Source organism: Streptomyces sp. NPDC002669, from assembly GCF_042889165.1.
Classification (GTDB): domain Bacteria; phylum Actinomycetota; class Actinomycetes; order Streptomycetales; family Streptomycetaceae; genus Streptomyces.
The window spans coordinates 107,725-130,040 of sequence record NZ_JBIAQQ010000021.1; the positions used below are offsets into that span (position 1 = coordinate 107,725).

A 22,316-nucleotide genomic window follows, 5' to 3' on the forward strand; every position below is an offset into this window, starting at 1 on the left:
GGCCCCGTACGGCGCGGTGCTACGCCGCGCGTACGTGCTGCTCCTGTCCGGGGGCCGGGGCGTGGGCGCAGGGCCGGGGGGTCCGCGAGGGGAAGCGGCGGGCGAAGGGGCGGGGCAGCGAGACGTTCACGAAGCCCTCCGCCCGCATGGCGGCGAGCGAGATGCGGGGCAGGTCGCGGGCGGCCCGGTAGACCACGAAGCGGGGTTCCCAGCGGGGCCGGAACTTTGCGTTGAACTTGTACAGCGACTCGATCTGGAACCAGCGCGACAGGAAGACCAGCAGGCCGCGCCAGACGCGCAGCACCGGCCCCGCACCCAGCTTCTCGCCCCGGGCGAGCGCCGAGCGGAACATCGCGAAGTTCAGCGAGACGCGTTCGACCGAGAGGCCGGGGGCGGCCTGGAGGGCGGCGACGATCAGCAGTTCGTTCATGCCGGGGTCGGCGGAGCGGTCGCGGCGCATCAGGTCGAGGGACATGCCGTCGGTGCCCCACGGGACGAAGTGGAGCACGGCCTTCAGGTCGCCGTACGGGGAGTCGGCGGCGTGCTCGCCGGCCTTGTGGGCGGTCGCGACGACGCAGTCCCCGTCGGCGGGGTCGCCGATCCGGCCGAGCGCCATGGAGAAGCCGCGCTCGGTGTCGGTGCCGCGCCAGTCGGCGGCGGCGCGGCGGATGCGGTTCAGTTCGGCCTCGCCGATGTCACGGACGCGGCGGACCCGGGTCTCGTAGCCGAGCCGTTCGATGCGCTTCACCATCTGGCGTACGTTGCGCATCGCCCGCCCGGCGAGCGAGAAATCCGCGACGTCCACCACCGCCTCGTCGCCGAGTTCCAGTGCGTCGAGGCCGGTCTCGCGGGTCCAGACCTCGCCGCCGGTCTCGCTGCAGCCCATCACGGCGGGGGTCCAGGAGTGGGCCTTGGCCTCGTCCATGAACCGTTCGATGGCACCGGGCCACGCCTCCACGTCGCCGATCGGGTCGCCGCTGGCCAGCATCACCCCGGACACGACGCGGTAGCAGACGGCGGCCTTGCCGCTGGGGGAGAAGACGACGCCCTTGTCGCGGCGGAGCGCGAAGTGGCCGAGCGAGTCGCGGCCGCCGTGCTTCTCCAGCAGGGCGCGCAGCCGGGCCTCGTCGTCCTCGGTGAGGCGGGCCGCCGGGTGCTCGGGGCGGAAGGCGAGGTAGACGGTGGTGACGGCGGTCAGCAGGCCGAGGGCGCCGAGGGAGTACGCCACGGTCCAGGAGGTGTCCCCGGCGTAGTCGACGGGCCCTTCGAGGCCGAACATCCCGTACAGCACGTGCTGGAGGCGGTCGGCGATGCTGGGGTTGCCCACGACCCGGCCCGGGTGGGCGCTGACGACGACGAGCCCGAGGGCGATCGAGCCCGCGCCGAGGAGCACGAAGTTGGCCAGGGCCCGCCAGCGGCTGCGGGGGTCGGGCAGGGCGGCGAACTCGCCGCGGTGCCGGACCAGCAGCAGGCACAGGGCCAGCGAGACGAGGGTGCCGAGGACCGAGTGCCGGTAGGCGAACTGCGCGAGCGCCCCGGCCGGCAGCAGGACGACGGCGGCCCGCCAGGCCCGCCGCTTGCGCCGTTTGAGGCCGTGGGCGAGCAGCAGCAGCAGGATGCCCGCGCTCAGGGAGAGGGCGGCGGCGAACGGCCCGAGGGCGCCGGGCAGCACCTCGGCCAGGGTGTGCATCCGGCTGTGCCGGAAGCGCGGGAAGACGCCCGCGGCGATGTCGATCAGACCGACGGCGGTGCAGGCGGTGCCGACCAGGGCCGGTACGGACTCGGGGCGCGGACCGCGTGCGAACCTGCGCACCGGACTCGGAACCGATCCCGATTTATCCCCATCTAGCGTGACAGACATCGCTTCCCGTGGTTCCGCGAGAGATTCTTGTGTCCTTCGGCCGTGGCCCTCCGGACGATGTGCGACCTGTAGGACGAGGCTTCCGGAGCCGGGGTTCACCCGCCGACCGGAAATTTCCAGACAAGAAAGCTCACCCCCTCATGGGTCTCACCAGCAATGTGTTCCTGGGTCTGGTCGGCGCGCTCGCGGTGGCGTTCTTCGCCGCCACGATCTGGCTCTGGCCCCGGCTGGCCCGCCGCGGCGTGCGCGCGGTGCTCGGCCGGATCGGCCTGCTGCTGGTGACCCAGGTGACGCTCTTCGCCACGGTCGGCCTGCTGGCCAACAACTCCTTCCTCTTCTACGGCTCGTGGGACGACCTGCTCGGCCGTGAACAGGACCTGGGGGTCGTCACGGACCACGCGGCCGGGACGCTGGCCGCCAAGAACATCGTCCGGGTGGGGGCGCAGCTGCCGGACGTGCCGGGTGCCTCGCGGCCGGAGAGGAAGGGGCGGATCGACAAGGTCGTGGTCTCGGGCCGGCGCTCGGGGATCGAGAGCTCGGCGTACGTGTACCTGCCGCCGGAGTACTTCCAGCCGGCGTTCGCCCGCCGCAAGTTCCCCGCCGTGGTGGTCCTCACCGGTTACCCGGGCATCGCGGAGAACCTCCTGAAGGGGCTCAATTACCCGAGGACGGCGTACGAACGGGTGAAGGCGGGCCGGGCGCAGCCGATGATCCTGGTGATGCTGCGGCCGACGCTGGCGCCGCCGCGGGACACCGAGTGCGTGGACATCAAGGACGGACCGCAGACCGAGACGTTCCTCGCCGAGGACCTGCCGCAGGTGGTCTCGGGCGTGTACCGGATCGGCCGGCAGGCCCACAACTGGGGCATCATGGGCAATTCGACCGGTGGTTACTGCGCGCTGAAGATCGGGCTCCACCACCCGGACCGGTTCGCCGCGAGTGCCGGGCTCTCCGCGTACTACAAGGCGGCCGAGGACCCGACGACCGGCGACCTCTTCCACGGCGACCAGGGCGCGCGCAACCGGGCCGACCTGCTGTGGAGCCTGGACCGCCTGCCGAAGCAGCCCGCCTCGTCCTTCCTGGTCACCACGTCCAGGCAGGGGGAGGGCAACTACCGCGCCACGCGGCGGTTCATCGACAAGGTGAAGGCGCCCGCCCAGGTCTCGTCGATCGTGCTGGACAGCGGGGGGCACAACTTCAACACCTGGCGGCGGGAGATCCCCTCGGTGCTGGACTGGATGAGCAGCCGGCTCAGCGAGAACTGACCGACGGGGCCCGAGGCCCGGGTTCCGGGAGTCGGGGGGCAGGGAGCGGGCTCCGGGGTTCAGGACGGGCGGGTGCTCGCCACGCTCTCGACCGCCACCCCGGCGCGCGGGACGTCCCGGGCGTCCGCGTCGATCGAGCGGCGCAGCGCCTCGTGCAGCCGGGTCGGGGTGAGCACGCCGAGGAAACGGCCGCCGTCGGTCCCGTCCACGACGGCGATCCAGCCGGCGTCGTGCTGGAGCATGGTGGCGAACGCCTGCTTGAGCGGGGCGCCGAGGGGCAGCCGCGCCTCCATCGCGCGGGCGTGGGCGCGCACCGTTCCCCCGGAGCCGGAGCCGGAGCCGGTGGCATCGGTGGCGTCGGCCGGGAGCCAGCCGTACAGGTTGTCCGCCCCGTCCAGGACGACGGCCCAGCGCGCGCCCTCGGACCGCAGCCGCCCGGTCGCCCCCGACAGGGAGTCGTCGAGGCGGACGACCGGCGGGTGGTCGAGGTCGCTCTCCTCGACGGGGGTCACGGACAGCCGCTTGAGGCCGCGGTCGGCGCCGACGAAGTCCGCGACATAGGGGTTGGCGGGCGCGCCGAGCACGGTGGCCGGGGAGTCGAACTGCTCGATGGAGCCCTGGCCGTAGACGGCGATGCGGTCCCCGAGCCGGACCGCCTCCTCGATGTCGTGGGTCACGAACAGCACGGTTTTGCGGACCTTTTCCTGGAGTTTCAGGAATTCGTTCTGCAGGTGTTCCCGCACGACCGGGTCGACCGCGCCGAAAGGCTCGTCCATCAGCAGTACCGGCGGGTCGGCGGCCAGCGCCCGGGCCACGCCGACGCGTTGGCGCTGACCGCCGGAGAGCTGTTCCGGATAGCGGTCGCCATAAACGGAAGGATCGAGTCCGACCAGGTCGAGGAGTTCCGCGGCGCGCTCCCGTCCCTTTCCCCGTTTCCAGCCCAGGAGATGGGGGACGGTCGCGGTGTTCTCCAGGATCGTCCGGTGCGGGAAGAGTCCCACCTGCTGGATCACATAGCCGATACGGCGGCGCAGCCGGACGGGATCGATGGCGGATATGTCGTCCCCGTCGAGGAATATCCGTCCCTCGGTCGGTTCGGTAAGCCGGTTCACCATCTTCATGGTGGTCGTCTTGCCGCATCCCGACGGTCCGACGAGCGTGACCAGTTCACCCTCGGCGACCTCGAAGGAAAGGTCGTCGACGGCGGTGGTGCCGTCCGCGTACCGCTTGGTGACGTGCTCGAATCGGATCATGGTTCCCCATTGTGGCGCGTGTTCTGTGAAGGACGTGTTGCTGAAATACAACGGGCCTCGGTGATTGTCAGTGGTCGAGGATAGGCTCGCCGGAGTTCGGTTCGAGAGGGCAATGGGGGAGGGGGACCGATGGCCGCGGGACAGAACTGCCTGGTGACGAACGACTGGATCTGCGGGGAGTATCTCCGTACCCGCAGCCAGGAGTTGACCGATGCGACGGTCCAGCACATCTGGATCACCGCGGTATCGGTGCTGATCGGACTCGTGGTGGCCTTTCCGCTGGCACTGCTCGCGCGTCGCGGCCGCCGTTTCGCCGGGCCCGTGCTCGGACTGACGACCGTGCTCTACACGGTGCCCTCGCTCGCCATGTTCTCGCTGCTGCTGCCGCTGTTCGGGCTCTCCGCCGCGCTGGTCGTCACCGGGCTGGTGCTGTATTCGCTGACCGTCCTCGTACGGAACATCCTGGCGGGCCTGGAGGCCGTGCCGCCGGAGGCGAAGGAAGCCGCGAGAGGCATGGGCTACGGGCCGCTGCGGCTGCTGTGGGAGGTGGAAATCCCGCTGGCGCTGCCCGCGTTGATGGCCGGGGTCCGGATCGCCACGGTCTCGACGATCGCGCTGACGACGGTCGGGTCGATCATCGGCAAGGGCGGCCTCGGCAATCTCATCGGGGACGCGCTGCCCAGCTTCTTCAAGGCCCAGGTGCTCACGGCCTCGGTGCTGTGCGTGCTGCTCGCGGTCGCCGCGGACCTGCTGCTGCTCGGTGTGCAGCGGCTGTTGACCCCCTGGACCCGAATACGCACCCCGCGGGCGGACACCGCCGCCGTGGCCGAGGCGGTCTGAATCCATGGGAGTTCTCGGCGAGGCATGGACCTGGCTCACCACCGGCGCCAACTGGTCGGGGGAGGGCGGCGTGTCCCACCGGCTCGGTGAGCACCTGTACGTCAGCGGGGTCGCGCTCGTCCTGGCGTGTGCGATCGCGCTGCCGACGGGGCTGTACCTCGGGCACATCGGGAAGGGCGGCGCGCTGGCCGTCAACATCTCCAACGTGGGACGGGCCGTACCGGTCTTCGCGGTGCTGTCCCTCTTCATGGTCTCGCCGCTGCGCAACGCCGGATACGCGCCGACGATCATCGCGCTGGTGCTGTTCGCCGTGCCTCCGCTGCTGACCAACGCCTACGTCGGGATGACGGAGGTGGACCGGTCGGTGGTCGAGGCGGCGCGCGGCATGGGGATGTCCGGCCGGCAGCTCTTCGCACGGGTCGAGCTCCCGCTGGCCCACCCGATGATCATGACCGGGCTGCGGTCCGCCGCGGTCCAGGTGGTGGCCACGGCCACGATCGCCGCGCTGGCCGGGCTGGGCGGCCTGGGCCGGATCATCACCGCCGGGTTCAACACCTACAACACCCCCCAGGTGGTCGCCGGGGCGCTGCTGGTCGCCGTGCTCGCGCTGCTGGTGGAGGCGGTGCTGATGGGCCTGGACCGGATGCTGTCGCCACTGCGCCGCCGCCGGACGGCGTGACGGCCGCATGACAGCCCGCCGCCGCCCGTACCCGTGCCCCGTACGCCCCGGCTCCCCACTGCGCCCCGCACACCTCGTACCGACGACCTGCCCGGATCACACCCCATGCGGCCCTGTGGCTGCGGACGGAGAACAACAACCATGAGCAAGACCTCGCGCATAGCCGGTGCGGTCATCGGCGTGGTCGCGCTGGCCGGGTCGCTCGCCGCCTGCGGCGGCGACAGCCTGGAGAAGGAGAAGAACGGCGGGGGCGACTCCGCGGGCTCCGGCGGGAAGGGGTCGCTCGTCGTCGGCGCGGCCTCCTTCACCGAGTCCAAGGTGCTCGCGGAGCTGTACGCGCAGATCCTGCGCGACACCGGGTACCGCACCTCCGTCACCACGGTGGCCAACCGGGAACTGTACGAACCGTCCCTGGAGAAGGGGGAGATCGACATCGTCCCGGAATACGCCGCGACGATCGCCGAATTCCTCAATGCCAAGGTGAACGGCGCGAAGGAGGCGGCGAAGAAGCCGGTCGCCTCCGGTGATCCGGCGGCCACGGTCGCGGCACTGGAGAAGCTCGCGGGCCCGCGGGGACTGAAGGTGCTCCCGGCCGGCCGGGCCGTCGACCAGAACGCCTTCGCGGTGACGAGGGAATTCGCCGGGAAGAACAAGCTCAAGACCCTTTCCGACCTCGGCCGGGCGAAGATCGCCGTGAAGATCGCGGCGGGTGACGAGTGCGAGGTGCGGCCGTTCTGCGCACCGGGTCTGAAGAAGACCTACGGCATCGACGTCACCGGTATCGATCCCAAGGGAGTCGGTACGCCGCAGGCCAAGCAGGCCGTCAAGGACGGCAAGGACCAGTTGGTCCTCACCACGACCACGGACGCGGTGCTGGACAGTTACGACCTGGTGTTCCTGGAGGACGACAAGAAGCTCCAGAACGCGGACAACGTACTGCCGGTGGTCAATGCGAAGGACGCGGGCGCCCAGGACATAGCCGACGCCCTCGGCAAGCTCACCGGGGCGCTCACCACGGAGGATCTCGCGGAACTGAACCGCAAGGTCGACGCGGAGCGCGCAAAACCCGCCGATGTGGCCGGGGACTATCTGCGGTCGAAGGGCCTTGTCGGTAAGTAGGAACGGAAGCGGGAATCGGGGAGAACGGGGGCCGTCGGACAAGAGGAGCGGGTCCGTCAGGTCACCGGCCGGGAACAGATTGCCGGGCGGCCCCCCAAGTGCCCCGTACACACGGTAAATTTCAGGCCATGCCACGTGGACGTCATCGTCATTCGCCACCTCTGCACAGAATCCTTCCGCCTTCGGTGGTCGTCGGGGTCTCCGTTCTGAGCGCCGGGAGCGCCTGGTTCTTCGCCGAGCCCCTGGTCCTGCGCGCTCTGGTGGGCGTCGCGGCGGTTTCCGCCGTGACCGGCGCGTATCTGATGCGCAGCTGGGACCGGGAGGCGGGGCGCCGGGTCGCGGAGCTGACCCGGGCCCGTGCCGGTGACGAGTGGCGGGCCGAGGAGCGGGTGGCCGAGCTGGAGTCCGACCTGGAGGAGTCGCGGGAGCTGCGCACCCGGCTGGAGACGAAGCTGCGCCGCAAGCGCGTGGAGCTCGCGAACCTGCGCGGGGAACACGCCGCGCTGCTGCGCCGGTACGCCAACGCCGAGACCGAGCGGGCCAGCGCGCTCGAAGGCCGCCGCCGGCTCGCCATCGAGGCCGCCTCCGCGCCCCGGGAGCTCCCCGCCGCGCGCAGCACGCCGACGCCGGGCGCCTATCTGCGGGCCGCCCAGGCGCTGGAGGACCTCTCGCGCAACCGGGCGCTCCAGGAGGCGCGCCGCACCGCCGAGCAGGCCAGGAAGCGCGATCTCGCCGAGCGCGCCCGGGACACCGAGGAGCGGCGCGGCAGGCACGCGGCGGAGCGGGACACGGCGGCCGGGGACGCGACGGGTGCCGAGCACCTGCGTCCGACCACCGCGCTGCCCGCCGCCCGGCAGTCGGCCCCGCTGCCGCCCGCCCCCCAGCCGTCCGCCGCGCTCCCCGCCGTACCGGTCGCGAGCCCCGTGGCCCCGCAGCCGGCCTCCCGCCGCCAGCCGGTGCCGCAGGGCAGCTTCGACTTCTTCGGCACGCAGAAGGCGGCGAAGGCCGCGATCGAGTCCGTGCAGGACGAGGATCTCGCGGACGTGGTCGGCGAGGAGGCCCTGGCCGCGCACCGCACGGGCACGGCCGCGAACCGGGCCGTCGGCAAGGTCATCGACCTCACCGCGCACGACGAGACCGAGCAGCTCGACGTGGTGGAACTGCGCAGCGCGATCTCGTAGCGGCCGCCGGGGCGCCGGGGCCCCGGCCCTTTGGCCCCGGTGGGCGTCGGCTACTTGTCGATGTCGCCGACGACGAAGAAGAGCGAGCCCAGGATCGCCACCATGTCGGCGACCAGCGTGCCCGGCAGCAGCTCGGTGAGCGCCTGGATGTTGTTGTACGAGGCGGAGCGGAGCTTCAGCCGGTACGGGGTCTTCTCGCCCTTGGAGACCAGGTAGTAGCCGTTGATGCCGAGCGGGTTCTCGGTCCAGGCGTAGGTGTGGCCCTCGGGGGCCTTCAGCACCTTGGGCAGCCGCTGGTTGATCGGGCCGGGCGGCAGGTCCGCCATCCGGTCCAGGCAGGCGTCCGCCAGGGCCAGGGAGTTGTGCGTCTGCTCCAGCAGGCACTCGAAGCGGGCCAGGCAGTCGCCCGCGTCGCGGGTGACCACCTCCAGGGTGTCCCGGAGCTCCCCGTACGCGAGGTACGGCTCGTCGCGCCGCAGGTCGAAGTCGACGCCCGAGGCGCGGGCGATCGGCCCGGACACCCCGTACGCGTGCACGGCCGCGGCGGACAGCACGCCCACGCCGCGGGTGCGCCCCCGGAAGATCTCGTTGCCGAGCACCAGGTCGTCGTACACGCCCATCCGGGACCGGACCGCGGCGACGGCGTCCCGCACCCGGCCGAGCCACCCCGCCGGCAGGTCCTCCTTGAGGCCGCCGACGCGGTTGAACATGTAGTGCATCCGGCCGCCGGAGATCTCCTCCATCACGGCCTGGAGGTCCTCGCGCTCCCGGAACGCGTGGAACATCGGGGTGATGCCGCCGAGTTCGAGCGGGTACGAGCCGAGGAACATCAGGTGGTTCAGGACCCGGTTCAGCTCGGCGAGCAGGGTGCGGGTCCAGACCGCGCGCTCGGGGACCTCCATGCCGAGCATCCGCTCCACGGCCATCACGACGCCCAGCTCGTTGGAGAACGCCGACAGCCAGTCGTGGCGGTTGGCGAGCATCACGATCTGCCGGTAGTCGCGGGCCTCGAACAGCTTCTCCGCGCCCCGGTGCATGTAGCCGACGACCGGTTCGGCGTGCTGGACGCGTTCGCCGTCCAGCACGATGCGCAGACGGAGCACGCCGTGGGTGGAAGGGTGCTGGGGGCCGATGTTGAGCACCATGTCGGTGCTCTCCGCCGCGCCGCCGATGCCGACTGTCGTCTCCGTCATGCGGCCAGTATCGCGCGAAAGGGCCGGGGCCCCGGGCCCGGGGCGTTGGTTCTCAGCCCCTGCGTTCTCAGTCCCTGGGTTCTCAACCCCCTGCGTTCTCAACCCCCGCCTCAGCCCTTGCGCTGCATCAGCCAGCCGAAGTCGCCCAGGCCGCCCCGGGCCGTCAGCTCCGCGGCCTCGCCCGCCGAGGCGAGGGCCCGCACGTAACCGGCCGGGTCGCTCGACGCCAGGGCCAGGGGCGGGCGCCCGCCGTCGATGCCGAGCCCGCGCAGCGCCTCGCGCTGGGTCAGGATCTCGGGCGGCGCCCCGGCCGCCTCCCGGCCCGCAGCCGCGCACGCGTCCAGGGCCACGTGCGAGGTGAGGTCGCAGCGGCCGTCCGGCACCGGCCGGACCTCGCGCCCGGCCCGGAAGCCGGTGAGCGTGCCGAAGGGGGGCCGGGCCTCCCGCCGGTGCGCGTAGTCCACCGCCACCGCGAGCCCCGCGGCCAGCGTGGACACCGCCGCCGCCCACGCCTCGTCACGGGGGCGGCCGATCTCCGCCCGGCCGCCCGGACCGGCCGACGGCCACCAGCGGCGCAGCCACTCGGCGTCCGCCCCGGTCACCGGGGCGCCCAGCCGCTCCGCGCCGTCCGCCGTCCGCACGAGGACGTACCGCTCGACGCCGTCCGCGTCGGTCCCGGCCACCTCCGTCGGGACGTTGTCCAGCCACTCGTTGGCGAACAGCAGGCCGCGCGTTTCCGGCGGCGGCGCGGCGCGCCACTCGATCCGCGGGTCCAGGCCGGGCGGCCGGTCGGCCAGCTCCACGGCGTACGCCCGTACGGCGAGGTCACCGCCGCCCGCGCCCGGCAGCGCGGCCAGCACCCCGGTCAGCAGCTCGCCCCGCCCGGCCCCCAGATCCACCAGGTCGACCTCGTCGGTGCCCAGTTCCCGCGCCGTGCGGACCAGCAGCGCGGCCACGGCCGAGGCGAAGAGCGGGCCCGTGTGGACGGAGGTGCGGAAGTGGCCCGCGGGCCCCTCGGGGCTCCGGTAGAAACCCCCGTCGCCGTACAGGGCGGTCTCCGCCGCCGCACGCCACCCACGCCACTCATCCGTCACGGGGCCAAGTCTCCACCTTGGGGAGTACGGTCCCGGAAACCGGATCGGCCCTCCGACTGACCCCCGCACCCATCGCCTGTCCCTACGCTGGGTCACGTGCAGCGTCTCTACGATTTTCTCCGCAGACACCCGCTGGGCGTCGACTGCTTCTGGGCCGTCGTCCTCTTCGGGGCCTCCGGCGTGTCCATGGCGGGCATGTCGGAGAGCGGTACGGCACGGGCCGCTGCCTTCCCGATCATCCTCGGCCTCTGCGTCGTCGTCGCGCTGCGCCGGCGCATGCCGGAGAAGATGCTGCTGCTCGCCATCGCGATGGGGGTGGCGCAGCTGGTCACGGGGTTCGGGCCGGGCCTCCACAACTTCGCCATGCTGGTCATCGTCTTCACCGTGGCCACCGTGGGGGAGCGCTGGGCGTCCCGGCTCGCGCTGGTCTGCAGTCTGTGCGCGGCGGGCCTGGCCAAGCTGCGCTGGCGGGACGAGGTGCAGCAGAACAGCTGGGCCGAGGCGGTCTTCGTCGTCATCGTGCTGACCGTGCCGTTCGTGCTCGCCTGGGTGCTCGGCGACTCGATGCGGACCCGGCGCGCCTACTTCGACCAGTTGGAGGAGCGGGCCGCCCGGCTGGAGCGGGAGCGCGAGGCGCAGGCGAAGGTCGCGGTGGCGGCCGAGCGGGCCCGGATCGCCCGCGAGCTCCACGACGTCGTGGCGCACAACGTGTCGGTGATGGTGGTGCAGGCCGACGGTGCCGCGTACGTCATGGACGCGGCCCCCGACCAGGCCAGACAGGCCCTGGAGACGATCTCGGGAACCGGCCGGCAGGCGCTCGCCGAGATGCGGCGGCTGCTCGGCGTGCTGCGGACCGGCGACACCCAGGAGAGCGGGGAGTACGTCCCGCAGCCCGACGTGGAGCAGATCGAGGACCTGATCGAACAGGTCCGGCAGACCGGTCTGCCCGTCGACTTCAAGGTCGAGGGGACCCCGCGCCCGCTGCCCAGCGGCGTCGAGCTGACCGCGTACCGCATCGTGCAGGAGGCCCTGACCAACACCCGCAAGCACGGCGGCCCGGACGCCGGGGCCAGCGTGCGGCTGGTCTACTTCGACGACGGGCTCGGGCTGCTCGTCGAGGACGACGGGCGGGGCGCTGCGCACGAACTGTACGAGGACGGCGGCGCCGACGGCGCGGGACACGGCATGATCGGCATGCGGGAGCGGGTCGGCATGGTCGGCGGCACACTGGACGCCGGGCCACGACCGGGCGGCGGCTTCCGGATCAGCGCGCTGCTGCCGCTGAAACCGGCCCACTAGGCGTTCCCGTACCGGACGACCCCGGGACGGTTCGCGACCTCGATCCGCAAGCCGCGGGTGCGGGACAGACAGGAGACAGGACACCTCATGGCGATCCGCGTGATGCTCGTCGACGACCAGGTGCTGCTGCGCACCGGCTTCCGGATGGTGCTCGCGGCCCAGCCGGACATGGAGGTCGTGGCCGAGGCCGGTGACGGCGCGGAGGCGATCGAGATCCTCCGCGCCACCGCCGTCGACGTGGTGCTGATGGACGTGCGGATGCCGAGGCTGGACGGCGTCGAGGCCACCCGCCGCATCTGCGCGCAGCCGAACGCCCCCAAGGTGCTCATCCTGACCACCTTCGACCTCGACGAGTACGCGTTCTCCGGGCTGAAGGCCGGGGCGAGCGGCTTCATGCTCAAGGACGTGCCGCCCGCCGAACTGCTCGCCGCCATCCGCTCCGTGCACAGCGGCGACGCGGTCGTCGCCCCGTCCACCACCCGCCGGCTGCTCGATCGTTTCTCCGCGCTGCTGCCGACCGGCGGCAGCGAGCCGCAGCACAAGGACGTCGCCCGGCTCACCGAACGCGAACGCGAGGTGATGCTGCTGGTCGCCCAGGGCCTGTCGAACGGCGAGATCGCGGCGCGCCTGGTGCTCTCCGAGGCGACCGTGAAGACGCACGTCGGCCGCATCCTCACCAAGCTGGGCCTGCGCGACCGGGTGCAGGTCGTGGTCCTCGCGTACGAGACGGGGCTGGTCCGGGCCGGCGGCGGGGCGGGCTGACCCGCGGGCCCTTCGGCGGGGCCGGGGCGGGCTCACGGGTACGGGTCCGGGCACGGGCCGTCGGGCGTCAGCGCAGGATGCCCTCCAGGAAGTCGCTGCCGAGCCGGGCCACCGAGGTCAGGTCCAGCTGGTGCAGCACGTACCGGCCGCGCCGCCGGGTGAGGACCAGACCCGCCTTCTTCAGCACCGCCAGGTGCCGGGAGACCTCGGGCGCCGTGATGCCGTGCGTGTCGGCGAGTTCCCCGGTCGTGTACGGGGAACGGGCGAGGTGGCGGCACAGGCGCATCCGCATCGGGTGGGCCAGCGCCTCCATGCGCAGCTGGAGCAGTTCCACGGAGGCGGGGGAGGGCAGCTCGGGCTGGTGCACCGGGTAGTGGATCACCGGCCGCCAGCCCGGCGCGTGCAGCAGGTTCAGGTGCGGCCAGCCGAAGGTGGACGGGATGAGGGTGAGCCCGGGGCCGGTGTCCGGGTCGACCGCGCTGGTCCGGCCCTCGATCAGCTTGTCGGCGTTGATCCGGGTCCCGGTCTCGTCGAGCGACAGCGCCGGGGAGACCGCCGCCATCGCCTCGCCGATGCCCTTGCGCCGCAGCAGGTCCGTCTTGTGCCGGGCGTCGGCGACCAGCTGGACCCGCACCCGCTGCCAGGTGTCGGCGAAGAACGCCTGGTCGCAGTCCTCGAAGAGGCGCCGGACCCAGCGGCGCACGGTGGCGGGGTCGGCCAGCAGCTGCTGGGTGAACTCCACCTGCCGGGGGCCGCGCGCCGCCGCCATGTCCAGGGCGCGGGCGCGCATCGTGGCGTCGTGGAGCGGGGAGGGCGCGCCCTCCCCGTACCGCCGTGAGCAGGTGAACTCCAGGGCGGCGGAGGTGAACCGCTCGTCGTCCATCCGGTCGAGGATGTCCAGGTCCTCGGCGAGGGTCGCGCCCGTCCTGCCGCCGCTGCCGGGCACCCCGGCGAACGCCATGAAGACGTCCGAGAACGTGTTGCGCCACAGGAAGTCGGCCTCGTGGAGCCGGTCGGCGAGGTCGGGCTCCAGCGCGCTGGCGGTCGCCGTCGCCCAGCCGTGCAGCCCCGGGTGGTGGCCGGGCTCGGCGAGGGCGTGCAGGGCCAGCCCCAGCTCGGCCAGGGGAGAGGTCCGGAAGACGATGTGCTCGGGCGCCAGCCCGGCGATGTCGATGTGCACGCTCACCCCTCCATGGTGCGGGGTGCCCGGGGAAGTGCCCCGGTCGTTTGACGGGGCTCGTCAAGTGACGGGCCGCCCCGGGTGCCCCGGACGACGCTGAGGCCATGGACGCCCTTCAGCAGCACATGTTCGACAGCTACCGCGCGGCCCGGCTGGGGGAGGCGCCGCCGCCGGAACCGGGACGGCACGACTGGGCGGTGGTGCGCGGGATCCGGGACCGCCGCCGCTTCGAGGCGGTGATCGCGGGCCGCCCGGTGCGCGGCCGGCTCCGGGCGGCACTGCGGGCGGCGCTGCGGACCCGGCCGGCCCGGGACGGGGCCCCCGGGGACCGGCCCGCAACGCCCGACCGGTGCGGCGCCTGAGCGCGCGACCACGGACCCTCCGGGAACGCGCCGTCCAGGGCCGGGGAGCCCGCCAGGGCCTTTCGTTTGGATCATGCCTGATCCAAACGAAAGACCCTAGGCCAGCCGCTTCATGAACTCCCGCACCGCGTCCCGTACGTCCCCCTCCGTCCACTCCAGTCCCGCCCGCCCCACCGTGACCTCGGTGAAGGACAGTCCGGGCGGGCCGGAGGGCGCGGGGTGCCACGAGCGGAAGAGCGCCACGCCCGTCTCCTCCGTCATCTGCACCGCCGCCTCCGTCAGGACGTCCGCCCCGTACGGCAGCCACACCTGGAACTGGTGGGTGTGCGGCGGCTCCGGATGCACCCGGAACCATCCGGCGCCGGCCGCCGCGAAGCCCTCGGCCAGCGCCCCGGCCACCATCCGCGCCTGCGCCACGTACGACGGCAGCCGCGGCAGCTCCCGGTCCAGCCCGATCAGCGCGGCGATCGCGGCAGGGAACTGCTGGAAGAGCTGGCCGCCGTACCGGTGGCGCCAGGTGCGGGCCTCCTCGACCAGGGACGCGGTACCGGCCAGCGCGGCCCCGGAGATCCCGCCGAGGGTCTTGTAGAACGACACGTACACGCTGTCCGCGAGCGCCGCGATCTCCGGCAGCTCCCGCCCGAAGTGGGGGGCGCACTCCCACAGCCGCGCGCCGTCGAAGTGCACCACCGCGTCGCGTTCCCGCGCGGCCGCGACCACGGCCGCCAGCTCGTCCCAGGTGGGCAGCACGTAACCGGCGTCCCGCAACGGCAGCTCCAGCATCAGGGTGCCGAACGGCTCGGGGAAGTCGCGGACCTCCTGCGCCGTGGGCAGCCGGGGCTCGTGCGTGGGGTGGACGGTGCGCAGCCCGCTCAGCGCCTCCAGCGCCCCGCGCTCGTGCACCTCGGGGTGGGCGAGCGGGTGCAGCGCCACCGCGGAGTTGCCGGTCCGCCCCGCCCAGCAGCGCAGCGCGACCTGCTGCGCCATCGTCCCGGTCGGGAAGAACGCGGCGGCCTCCGTACCCAGCAGGCCGGCGATCCGTTCCTCCAGGTCGGCGACCACACCGTCGCCGTAGAAGTCCAAGGGCCGGTCGAGCGCGGTGACCGTACCGGCCTCGGCCGCCAGCCCGGCCAGGCGTTCGCCGAGCGGGAGGTCCGAGGACAGCCGGGCCAGGGTCCGCCCGGCCGTCCGCCAGGCGTTCAGCCTGCGCAGCCGCCCGGCGTCCTCCGGGTCCTGCTCGGTCTCCGGGTCCTGCTCGGCCTCCTGCCCGGGCGCGGTCCCCGGTCCCTGTTCCGGACTCCGTTCCGGGCCCTGCGCCCGCCGCTGTCGTGCCTGCTCATCCGTCTCGGTCATGGGACGATCATCACGCAGGAACCGGCGGAAGCCACCCGGTTTTCGCGGTCACCGGCCGCAGACCCCGAGACGGCGGGCGGCCCGGAGTTTCCCACAGGCTGTGGATGGCCGGGGGCCCGGTGAAAACGCTGGCGTAGCATGCAAAGAAATCGTCCGGTACCCCCTGCGGACTGGAACGGAAGGCCATCGCCGCGTGAACGCAACAGTTCCCAAGGAACCCCTCGACGCGAGGGACCGCCCCGCCCGTCTGACCGTCGGCGTCGTGGGCGCGGGCCGGGTGGGACCCGCCCTCGCCGCGTCCCTCCGGCTCGCCGGGCACCGGCCGGTTGCCGTGTCGGGCGTCTCGGACGCCTCCCGGCGCAGGGCCGCAGCCCTGCTCCCCGACGTCCCCCTGGTGCCGCCCGCCGAGGTCCTCGCGCGCGCCGAGCTGGTCCTGCTGACCGTCCCCGACGACACCCTGCCCGGCCTGGTCGAGGGCCTCGCCGGGACCGGTGCGGTACGGCCCGGCCAGCTGATCGTCCACACGTCGGGGCGGTACGGCACCCGGGTCCTGGACCCGGCGCTGCGGGCCGGCGCCCTGCCGCTGGCCCTGCACCCGGCGATGACGTTCACCGGCAGCCCCGTCGACGTCCAGCGACTGGCCGGCTGCTCCTTCGGCGTGACCGCCCCCGAGGAGCTGCGGCTCGCCGCCGAGGCGCTGGTCATCGAGATGGGCGGCGAGCCCGAATGGATCGCGGAGGAGTCCCGTCCGCTCTACCACGCGGCGCTCGCCCTCGGTGCGAACCACCTGGTCACCCTGGTCACCCAGGCGATGGAGCTGCTGCGCACGGCGGGCGTCTCGGCCCCCGACCGGATGCTCGGCCCGCTGCTGGGCGCCGCGCTCGACAACGCCCTGCGCTCCGGCGACGACGCCCTGACGGGCCCGGTGGCCCGAGGCGACGCCGGCACGGTCGCCGCGCACCTCGACGAGCTGCGCAGGCACGCGCCGCAGACCGTCGCGGGGTACGTGGCGATGGCCCGCGCCACCGCCGACCGCGCACTCGCCCACGGCATGCTCAAGCCGGAGTCGGCCGAGGCCCTGCTAGGGGTCCTGGCCGACGGCACGGACACCGGCCCCCAGGAGTCCCGATGACCCACACGACAGCCGCGACCGGAACGACCGGCGCCCCCGCGCCCGCCCTCCTCCGTACCGCCGCCGAGCTCGGCGCCTTCGCCCCCCTCCGGGGGCCGCGGGCCGTCGTCATGACCATGGGCGCCCTGCACGAGGGGCACGCCACGCTGATCCGCGCCGCCCGCCGGGCCGCGGGCCCGGACGGCCAGGTCGTCGTCACGGTCTTCGTCAACCCGCTCCAGTTCGGCGAGGCCGCCGACCTGGACCGCTACCCCCGCACCCTGGACGCGGACCTCGCCGTGGCGGGCGCAGCCGGGGCCGACGCGGTCTTCGCGCCGTCCGTCGACGAGGTCTACCCCGGCGGCGAGCCGCAGGTCCGGATCTCCGCCGGCCCCATGGGCGAGCGGCTCGAAGGGGCCTCGCGCCCCGGCCACTTCGACGGGATGCTCACCGTCGTCGCCAAGCTCCTCCACCTGACCCGCCCCGACCTCGCGTTCTACGGGCAGAAGGACGCCCAGCAGCTGGCGCTGATCCGCCGCATGGTGCGCGATCTGAACTTCCCCGTGGAGATCGTCGGCGTGGCCACGGTCCGCGAGCCGGACGGCCTCGCGCTCTCCAGCCGCAACCGCTTCCTGGACGCGGCGGAGCGGCGCACCGCCCTCGCCCTGTCCCGGGCCCTGTTCGCGGCCCGCGACCGGCTCGCCGCCCAGCAGGCGCTGCACGCCCGCGCCCAGATCACCCCGGCCACCACCGGCAGGGCCGCCGCGCTCACCGCGCTCGGCGAGGCCCGCGCCGCCGCCGACACCCAGGCGGTGGCTCTGGCCCGCCCGGTCGACGGGCCGTCGGCGGTGCGCGCCGCGGCCTCCCTCGTCCTCGACGACGCGGCGGCCGCGCAGCCGCCGCTCGCCCTGGACTACCTGGCGCTCGTGGACCCGGCCGACTTCACCGAGATCCCCGACGACCGCACCACCGGCGACGCGATCCTCGCGGTCGCCGCACGGGTGGGCCGCACCCGCCTGATCGACAACATCCCGCTGACCTTCGGAGCCACCCCGTGACCGGAATACGGCTGACCGCCCCCGCCCCCGGCTGGTCCATCGACGCCGACGTCGTGGTGGTCGGCTCCGGCGTGGCCGGTCTCACCGCCGCACTGCGCTGCGCCGCCGCGGGCCTCGCCACCGTCGTCGTCACCAAGGCCCGCCTCGACGACGGTTCCACCCGCTGGGCGCAGGGCGGCATCGCGGCGGCCCTCGGCGAGGGCGACACCCCGCAGCAGCACCTGGACGACACCCTGGTCGCGGGCGCCGGGCTGTGCGACGAGGACGCGGTGCGCACCCTGGTCACCGAGGGCCCCGACGCGGTGCGCCGGCTGATCGCGACGGGCGCCCGCTTCGACACCACGGACGGCGGCGGCATCGCGCTGACCCGCGAGGGCGGCCACCACCGCAGCCGCATCGCCCACGCGGGCGGCGACGCGACGGGCGCCGAGATCTCCCGCGCCCTGGTCGAGGCGGTCCGCGAGGCCGCCCTGCACACCGTCGAGAACGCGCTCGTCCTGGACCTCCTCACCGACGCCGAGGGCCGCACCGCGGGCGTCACGCTGCACGTCATGGGCGAGGGCCAGCACGACGGCGTCGGCGCGGTCCGGGCCCCCGCGGTGGTCCTCGCCACCGGCGGCATGGGCCAGGTCTTCTCCGCCACGACCAACCCGGCGGTCTCCACCGGCGACGGCGTGGCCCTGGCGCTGCGGGCCGGGGCGGAGGTCTCCGACCTCGAATTCGTCCAGTTCCACCCCACGGTCCTCTTCCTCGGTTCCGACTCCGAGGGCCAGCAGCCCCTGGTGTCGGAGGCGGTACGGGGCGAGGGCGCCCATCTCGTCGACGCGTCCGGCACGCGCTTCATGCTCGGACAGCACGAACTGGCGGAGCTGGCGCCGCGCGACATCGTCGCCAAGGCGATCACCCGCCGGATGGGACTGCACGGCACCGAGCACATGTACCTCGACGCCCGCCACTTCGGCGCCGAGATGTGGGAGCGGCGCTTCCCCACGATCCTGGCCGCCTGCCGCGCCCACGGCATCGACCCGGTCACCGAACCGATCCCGGTCGCCCCCGCCGCGCACTACGCCTCCGGCGGCGTCCGCACCGACCTGCGGGGCCGTACGACGGTGCCCGGTCTGTACGCCTGCGGCGAGGTCGCCTGCACCGGGGTGCACGGCGCGAACCGGCTGGCGTCCAACTCCCTCCTGGAGGGCCTCGTCTTCGCCGAGCGCATCGCGGCGGACATCGTCGCGGACCGGCCCCGCGCGGGCGCCCCGGTCGCCGCGCCCGACTCCGCCCCCGCCCCGCTGATCGCCCCCGAGTCCCGGACCGCGATCCAGCGGATCATGACCCGGGGCGCCGGGGTGCTGCGCTCCGCCGGGAGCCTGACCGCCGCCGCGGCCGAGCTGGAGGCCCTGCACGAGGGGGCCGCCTCGGCGGTGGGGACGGCCGAGCCCAAGGTCGCGGTGCCCGGCGTCGAGGCGTGGGAGGCCACCAACCTGCTGCTCGTCTCGCGCGTCCTGGTCGCCGCCGCGCTGCGGCGCGAGGAGACCCGCGGCTGCCACTGGCGCGAGGACCTGCCCGAGCGCGACGACGAGAACTGGCGCCGCCACGTCGTCGTCCGGATCGCGCCGGGGCGCCGGCCGGTCCTCCGCACGACACGGACCGAGGCATTCGGTCCCGTGGACCCCGCGCGGGAGCCGGACCGCGCGGCCGCATCCCAGACCCACCCCGCCGACGTCACCGAGGAGCCGTAACCGTGAGCACGCCCGAAGAGAACCCGCACCCCACCCCCGTGGACGTACCGCTGATCCAGATCGGCGCGCCCGCAGCCTCCGAGGGCGGCTGCGGGGACGGCTGCGGCTGCGGCGGCGACGAGTCCTACGGGCCCGACGCCATGGAGTGCGGCCTGGACCCGGCCCTCGCACAGCTGCTGGCCGAGGCGGGCCTGGACCCGGTACAGGTCGAGGACGTCGCGCACGTCGCGATCGAGGAGGACCTGGACGGCGGGGTGGACGTCACCACCGTCGCCACGGTCGCCGAGGACGCCATGGCCACCGGCGACTTCACCGCCCGCGAGGCGGGCGTGGTGGCCGGGCTGCGCGTCGCCGAGGCCGTCCTGTCCATCGTCTGCACCGAGGAGTTCGAGGTCGAGCGCCACGTCGAGGACGGCGACCGCGTCGTCCCCGGCCAGAAGCTGCTGACGGTCACCACCCGCACCCGCGACCTGCTCACCGGCGAGCGCAGCGCGCTCAACCTGCTCTGCCGGCTCTCCGGCATCGCGACCGCCACCCGCGCCTGGGCCGACGCGCTCGAAGGAACCAAGGCAGAGGTTCGCGACACCCGCAAGACCACCCCGGGCCTGCGCGCCCTGGAGAAGTACGCGGTCCGCTGCGGCGGCGGCGTCAACCACCGGATGTCCCTCGCGGACGCGGCGCTGGTCAAGGACAACCACGTCGTCGCCGCGGGCGGTGTGGCCGAGGCGTTCAAGCGGGTGCGGGACGAGTTCCCCGACGTACCGATCGAGGTCGAGGTCGACACGCTCCAGCAGGTCCGCGAGGTCCTCGACGCGGGCGCCGACCTGATCCTGCTGGACAACTTCACCCCGCTGCAGACGTCCGAGGCGGTCGCCCTGGTCGCCGGGCGCGCGGTCCTGGAGTCCTCCGGGCGGCTCTCCCTCGACAACGCCCGCGCCTACGCCGAGGCGGGCGTCGACTACCTGGCCGTCGGCGCGCTCACGCACTCCTCGCCGATCCTCGACATCGGCCTGGACTTCCGCGACGCCGATGACGCCGACACCGACGGGGCCGACGCCTGATGCTGCTCACCATCGACGTCGGCAACACCCACACCGTCCTCGGCCTGTTCGACGGCGAGGAGATCGTCGAGCACTGGCGGATCTCCACCGACGCCCGCCGCACCGCCGACGAGCTCGCCGTCCTGCTCCAGGGCCTGATGGGCATGCACCCGCTGCTGGGCATGGAGCTGGGCGACGGCATCGAGGGCATCGCGATCTGCTCCACGGTCCCGACCGTGCTGCACGAGCTGCGCGAGGTGACCCGCCGCTACTACGGCGACGTCCCCGCGGTCCTCGTCGAGCCCGGCATCAAGACCGGGGTGCCGATCCTGATGGACAACCCGAAGGAGGTCGGCGCGGACCGCATCGTCAACGCGGTCGCCGCCGTCGACCTGTACGGCGGTCCGGCGATCGTCGTCGACTTCGGCACGGCCACCACCTTCGACGCGGTCTCCGCCCGGGGCGAGTACACCGGTGGCGTCATCGCGCCCGGCATCGAGATCTCCGTCGAGGCGCTCGGCGTCCGGGGCGCCCAGCTCCGCAAGATCGAGCTGGCCCGGCCGCGCAGCGTGATCGGCAAGAACACGGTCGAGGCGATGCAGTCGGGCATCATCCACGGCTTCGCCGGCCAGGTCGACGGCGTGGTCACCCGGATGAAGAAGGAGCTGGCGGCCGACCCCGACGACGTCACCGTCATCGCGACCGGGGGCCTTGCTCCGATGGTGTTGGGCGAGTCCTCCGTGATCGACGAGCACGAGCCCTGGCTGACCCTCATCGGCCTGCGCCTGGTCTACGAGCGCAACGCCTCCCGGCTGTAGCGGAAACGGGCCGTACCTGCGGGAACGCGGCGCGGGGCGGGGTGGAGCCGCCGCGCCGCCGACGGCCCGTTAAGCCGATTTTGTCCATTTAGCACGTATTGTCGCGTCATGCCCACGCCTTACGGAACACGGGGCGGCATGGCGTTCGGCGCGGACGAGCTGCGTGTGCTCCGACGCGCCCTCGCCACCGTCCTCCACCCCATGCCCCTGCCCGACGAGGACGTCCAGGACTGCTTGCGCCTGGCCGGCGCCGTGGACGAGGTGGCCGGCGAGGCAGGACGGATGCGCGCCTTCCTCCTCGCCGACCTCGCCCGCTACCGGGGCGCCCTCCCCGGCTCCGTCGCCGGCTACCTGGAACTGCTCCAGGACGCCCTGGCCGGCGGGTACGACCCCGTTCCCGACGACTTCGCCGCGCTGCGCGCCCTGCGTCACCGGCCGGCGGCCGCGACGCTCCTGGAGCGCTGCCGGACCCTCGCGGAACGGTCGGTGCGATCCCGCCTCGCCGGGTGCGCCGTCCCGTCCCCGGCCCCCGCGCCGCGCGGGCGGCTGCTCGCCCTGCCGGGCGGCCGGGCCGCGGCGGACGACGAGCCCGAACGGCCGAAGACCCCGGCCGCGCCGCCCGGCCCCGCCACGCCGCCCGAGCGCCCCGCGCCGAAGCCCTCGGAGGTCTTCCCGCCCCGCCGCCGCCCGGTCCCGCCGGTGAGCCGGCGCGTCGCGGGCTGAGGGCCGCGGCGCGGGAGGGGGTGCGCGGGCGACCCGTACCGGCCTCGCTACTCTGGACGCCATGGACTACGTATCCGCGCTCGTGCCCCCCGTGGTGATGGCCGCCTTCTTCATCGGCCTCGTCGTGACGATCGTCAAGAGCCAGGGCGGTCCCAACAAGGCGAAGGAGGATGCGGCCGTGGACATGGCGATAGGGCGTTTCGGATCGTCGTCCCAGCAGTCCTCGATGGACGACGGCGCCTGATCACCCGGCACCCCGCGGTACGCGAAGGGCGCACGGCTCGTCTTGAGCCGTGCGCCTTTTTGTCGCACGAATAACCGGTCATTCCGGGCATATGGCACTAAAGTGACATTGTGCCCCGCCAATTGGGAGATCTCGAAGACGC

General features: G+C 73.5%; 21 protein-coding genes. 15 read left to right on the forward strand and 6 right to left on the reverse strand.

Going from position 1 to position 22,316, the window contains the following annotated elements:
* Positions 1-19: 19 nt before the first annotated feature.
* Entirely contained in the window at positions 20-1,861 is a 1,842-nt protein-coding gene (locus ACFYW1_RS27460) for a phosphatidylglycerol lysyltransferase domain-containing protein (RefSeq protein WP_388998624.1), read from the reverse strand.
* Between the two features lie 140 nt (positions 1,862-2,001).
* On the opposite strand from ACFYW1_RS27460, the gene ACFYW1_RS27465 reads away from it, so the two are divergent.
* A complete protein-coding gene (locus tag ACFYW1_RS27465; RefSeq protein ID WP_388998627.1) occupies positions 2,002-3,126 on the forward strand; it encodes an alpha/beta hydrolase in 1,125 nt (374 codons plus the stop codon).
* 59 nt (positions 3,127-3,185) lie between these two features.
* Here ACFYW1_RS27465 and ACFYW1_RS27470 read toward each other — a convergent pair whose 3' ends face one another.
* Complete coding sequence (locus ACFYW1_RS27470) at positions 3,186-4,379, reverse strand: ABC transporter ATP-binding protein (protein WP_388998630.1); 1,194 nt, start codon at positions 4,377-4,379, stop codon at positions 3,186-3,188.
* Between the two features lie 129 nt (positions 4,380-4,508).
* On the opposite strand from ACFYW1_RS27470, the gene ACFYW1_RS27475 reads away from it, so the two are divergent.
* From ACFYW1_RS27475 to ACFYW1_RS27490, 4 genes are all read left to right on the forward strand, one after another.
* The gene (locus ACFYW1_RS27475; RefSeq protein ID WP_388998633.1) at positions 4,509-5,219 is read left to right on the forward strand and encodes an ABC transporter permease; all 711 of its coding nucleotides are present in this window, start codon (positions 4,509-4,511) and stop codon (positions 5,217-5,219) included.
* A gap of 4 nt (positions 5,220-5,223) precedes the next feature.
* Positions 5,224-5,898 (forward strand): ABC transporter permease, encoded by a 675-nt coding sequence (locus tag ACFYW1_RS27480; RefSeq protein ID WP_388998636.1) that lies wholly within the window; start codon positions 5,224-5,226, stop codon positions 5,896-5,898.
* Positions 5,899-6,039: 141 nt separating this feature from the next.
* Positions 6,040-7,017: an ABC transporter substrate-binding protein gene (locus ACFYW1_RS27485; protein WP_388998639.1), complete on the forward strand. Its 978-nt coding sequence runs from the start codon at positions 6,040-6,042 to the stop codon at positions 7,015-7,017.
* Between the two features lie 128 nt (positions 7,018-7,145).
* Positions 7,146-8,198 (forward strand): hypothetical protein, encoded by a 1,053-nt coding sequence (locus tag ACFYW1_RS27490; RefSeq protein WP_388998642.1) that lies wholly within the window; start codon positions 7,146-7,148, stop codon positions 8,196-8,198.
* A gap of 50 nt (positions 8,199-8,248) precedes the next feature.
* Here ACFYW1_RS27490 and ACFYW1_RS27495 read toward each other — a convergent pair whose 3' ends face one another.
* Together ACFYW1_RS27495 and ACFYW1_RS27500 are read right to left on the reverse strand one after the other, a co-directional pair.
* Entirely contained in the window at positions 8,249-9,391 is a 1,143-nt protein-coding gene (locus ACFYW1_RS27495; RefSeq protein WP_388998644.1) for an NADH-quinone oxidoreductase subunit D, read from the reverse strand.
* 110 nt (positions 9,392-9,501) lie between these two features.
* Positions 9,502-10,485 carry an SAM-dependent methyltransferase gene (locus ACFYW1_RS27500; protein ID WP_388998647.1) on the reverse strand — a complete coding sequence of 328 codons (984 nt, stop codon included), beginning with the start codon at positions 10,483-10,485 and terminating at the stop codon, positions 9,502-9,504.
* A 96-nt stretch (positions 10,486-10,581) separates the two neighbouring features.
* On the opposite strand from ACFYW1_RS27500, the gene ACFYW1_RS27505 reads away from it, so the two are divergent.
* Both ACFYW1_RS27505 and ACFYW1_RS27510 read left to right on the forward strand, forming a co-directional pair.
* Positions 10,582-11,784: a sensor histidine kinase gene (locus ACFYW1_RS27505; RefSeq protein WP_388998650.1), complete on the forward strand. Its 1,203-nt coding sequence runs from the start codon at positions 10,582-10,584 to the stop codon at positions 11,782-11,784.
* Positions 11,785-11,871: 87 nt separating this feature from the next.
* Positions 11,872-12,546, forward strand: a complete 675-nt coding sequence (locus tag ACFYW1_RS27510) for a response regulator (protein WP_388998653.1) — start codon at positions 11,872-11,874, stop codon at positions 12,544-12,546.
* A 67-nt stretch (positions 12,547-12,613) separates the two neighbouring features.
* Here ACFYW1_RS27510 and ACFYW1_RS27515 read toward each other — a convergent pair whose 3' ends face one another.
* The gene (locus ACFYW1_RS27515) at positions 12,614-13,726 is read right to left on the reverse strand and encodes a DUF5937 family protein (protein ID WP_388998777.1); all 1,113 of its coding nucleotides are present in this window, start codon (positions 13,724-13,726) and stop codon (positions 12,614-12,616) included.
* Positions 13,727-13,830: 104 nt separating this feature from the next.
* Here ACFYW1_RS27515 and ACFYW1_RS27520 point away from each other — a divergent pair, with 104 nt between their 5' ends.
* Positions 13,831-14,088, forward strand: coding sequence for a hypothetical protein (locus tag ACFYW1_RS27520; protein WP_388998656.1), 258 nt, complete (start codon positions 13,831-13,833; stop codon positions 14,086-14,088).
* Positions 14,089-14,184: 96 nt separating this feature from the next.
* Here ACFYW1_RS27520 and ACFYW1_RS27525 read toward each other — a convergent pair whose 3' ends face one another.
* A complete protein-coding gene (locus tag ACFYW1_RS27525; RefSeq protein ID WP_388998659.1) occupies positions 14,185-15,441 on the reverse strand; it encodes a threonine aldolase family protein in 1,257 nt (418 codons plus the stop codon).
* Positions 15,442-15,634: 193 nt separating this feature from the next.
* Between ACFYW1_RS27525 and ACFYW1_RS27530 the strand changes: the two genes are divergently transcribed.
* The 7 genes from ACFYW1_RS27530 (at position 15,635) to ACFYW1_RS27560 (ending at position 22,174) form a co-directional block, all read left to right on the forward strand.
* Positions 15,635-16,573, forward strand: coding sequence for a Rossmann-like and DUF2520 domain-containing protein (locus tag ACFYW1_RS27530; protein ID WP_388998662.1), 939 nt, complete (start codon positions 15,635-15,637; stop codon positions 16,571-16,573).
* Positions 16,570-17,610: a pantoate--beta-alanine ligase gene (gene panC / locus ACFYW1_RS27535; RefSeq protein WP_388998665.1), complete on the forward strand. Its 1,041-nt coding sequence runs from the start codon at positions 16,570-16,572 to the stop codon at positions 17,608-17,610. Before ACFYW1_RS27530 ends, panC begins: the two co-directional genes overlap by 4 nt.
* Positions 17,607-19,349: an L-aspartate oxidase gene (locus tag ACFYW1_RS27540; RefSeq protein WP_388998668.1), complete on the forward strand. Its 1,743-nt coding sequence runs from the start codon at positions 17,607-17,609 to the stop codon at positions 19,347-19,349. Before panC ends, ACFYW1_RS27540 begins: the two co-directional genes overlap by 4 nt.
* Before the next feature lie 2 nt (positions 19,350-19,351).
* Positions 19,352-20,410: a carboxylating nicotinate-nucleotide diphosphorylase gene (nadC, locus tag ACFYW1_RS27545; protein WP_388998671.1), complete on the forward strand. Its 1,059-nt coding sequence runs from the start codon at positions 19,352-19,354 to the stop codon at positions 20,408-20,410.
* Complete coding sequence (locus tag ACFYW1_RS27550) at positions 20,410-21,207, forward strand: type III pantothenate kinase (RefSeq protein WP_148840710.1); 798 nt, start codon at positions 20,410-20,412, stop codon at positions 21,205-21,207. Before nadC ends, ACFYW1_RS27550 begins: the two co-directional genes overlap by 1 nt.
* 138 nt (positions 21,208-21,345) lie before the next feature.
* Positions 21,346-21,930, forward strand: coding sequence for a hypothetical protein (locus ACFYW1_RS27555; RefSeq protein WP_388998780.1), 585 nt, complete (start codon positions 21,346-21,348; stop codon positions 21,928-21,930).
* Positions 21,931-21,991: 61 nt separating this feature from the next.
* On the forward strand, positions 21,992-22,174 hold the full coding sequence (locus tag ACFYW1_RS27560; RefSeq protein WP_388998674.1) for a hypothetical protein: 183 nt from the start codon (positions 21,992-21,994) through the stop codon (positions 22,172-22,174).
* Positions 22,175-22,316: the final 142 nt, after the last annotated feature.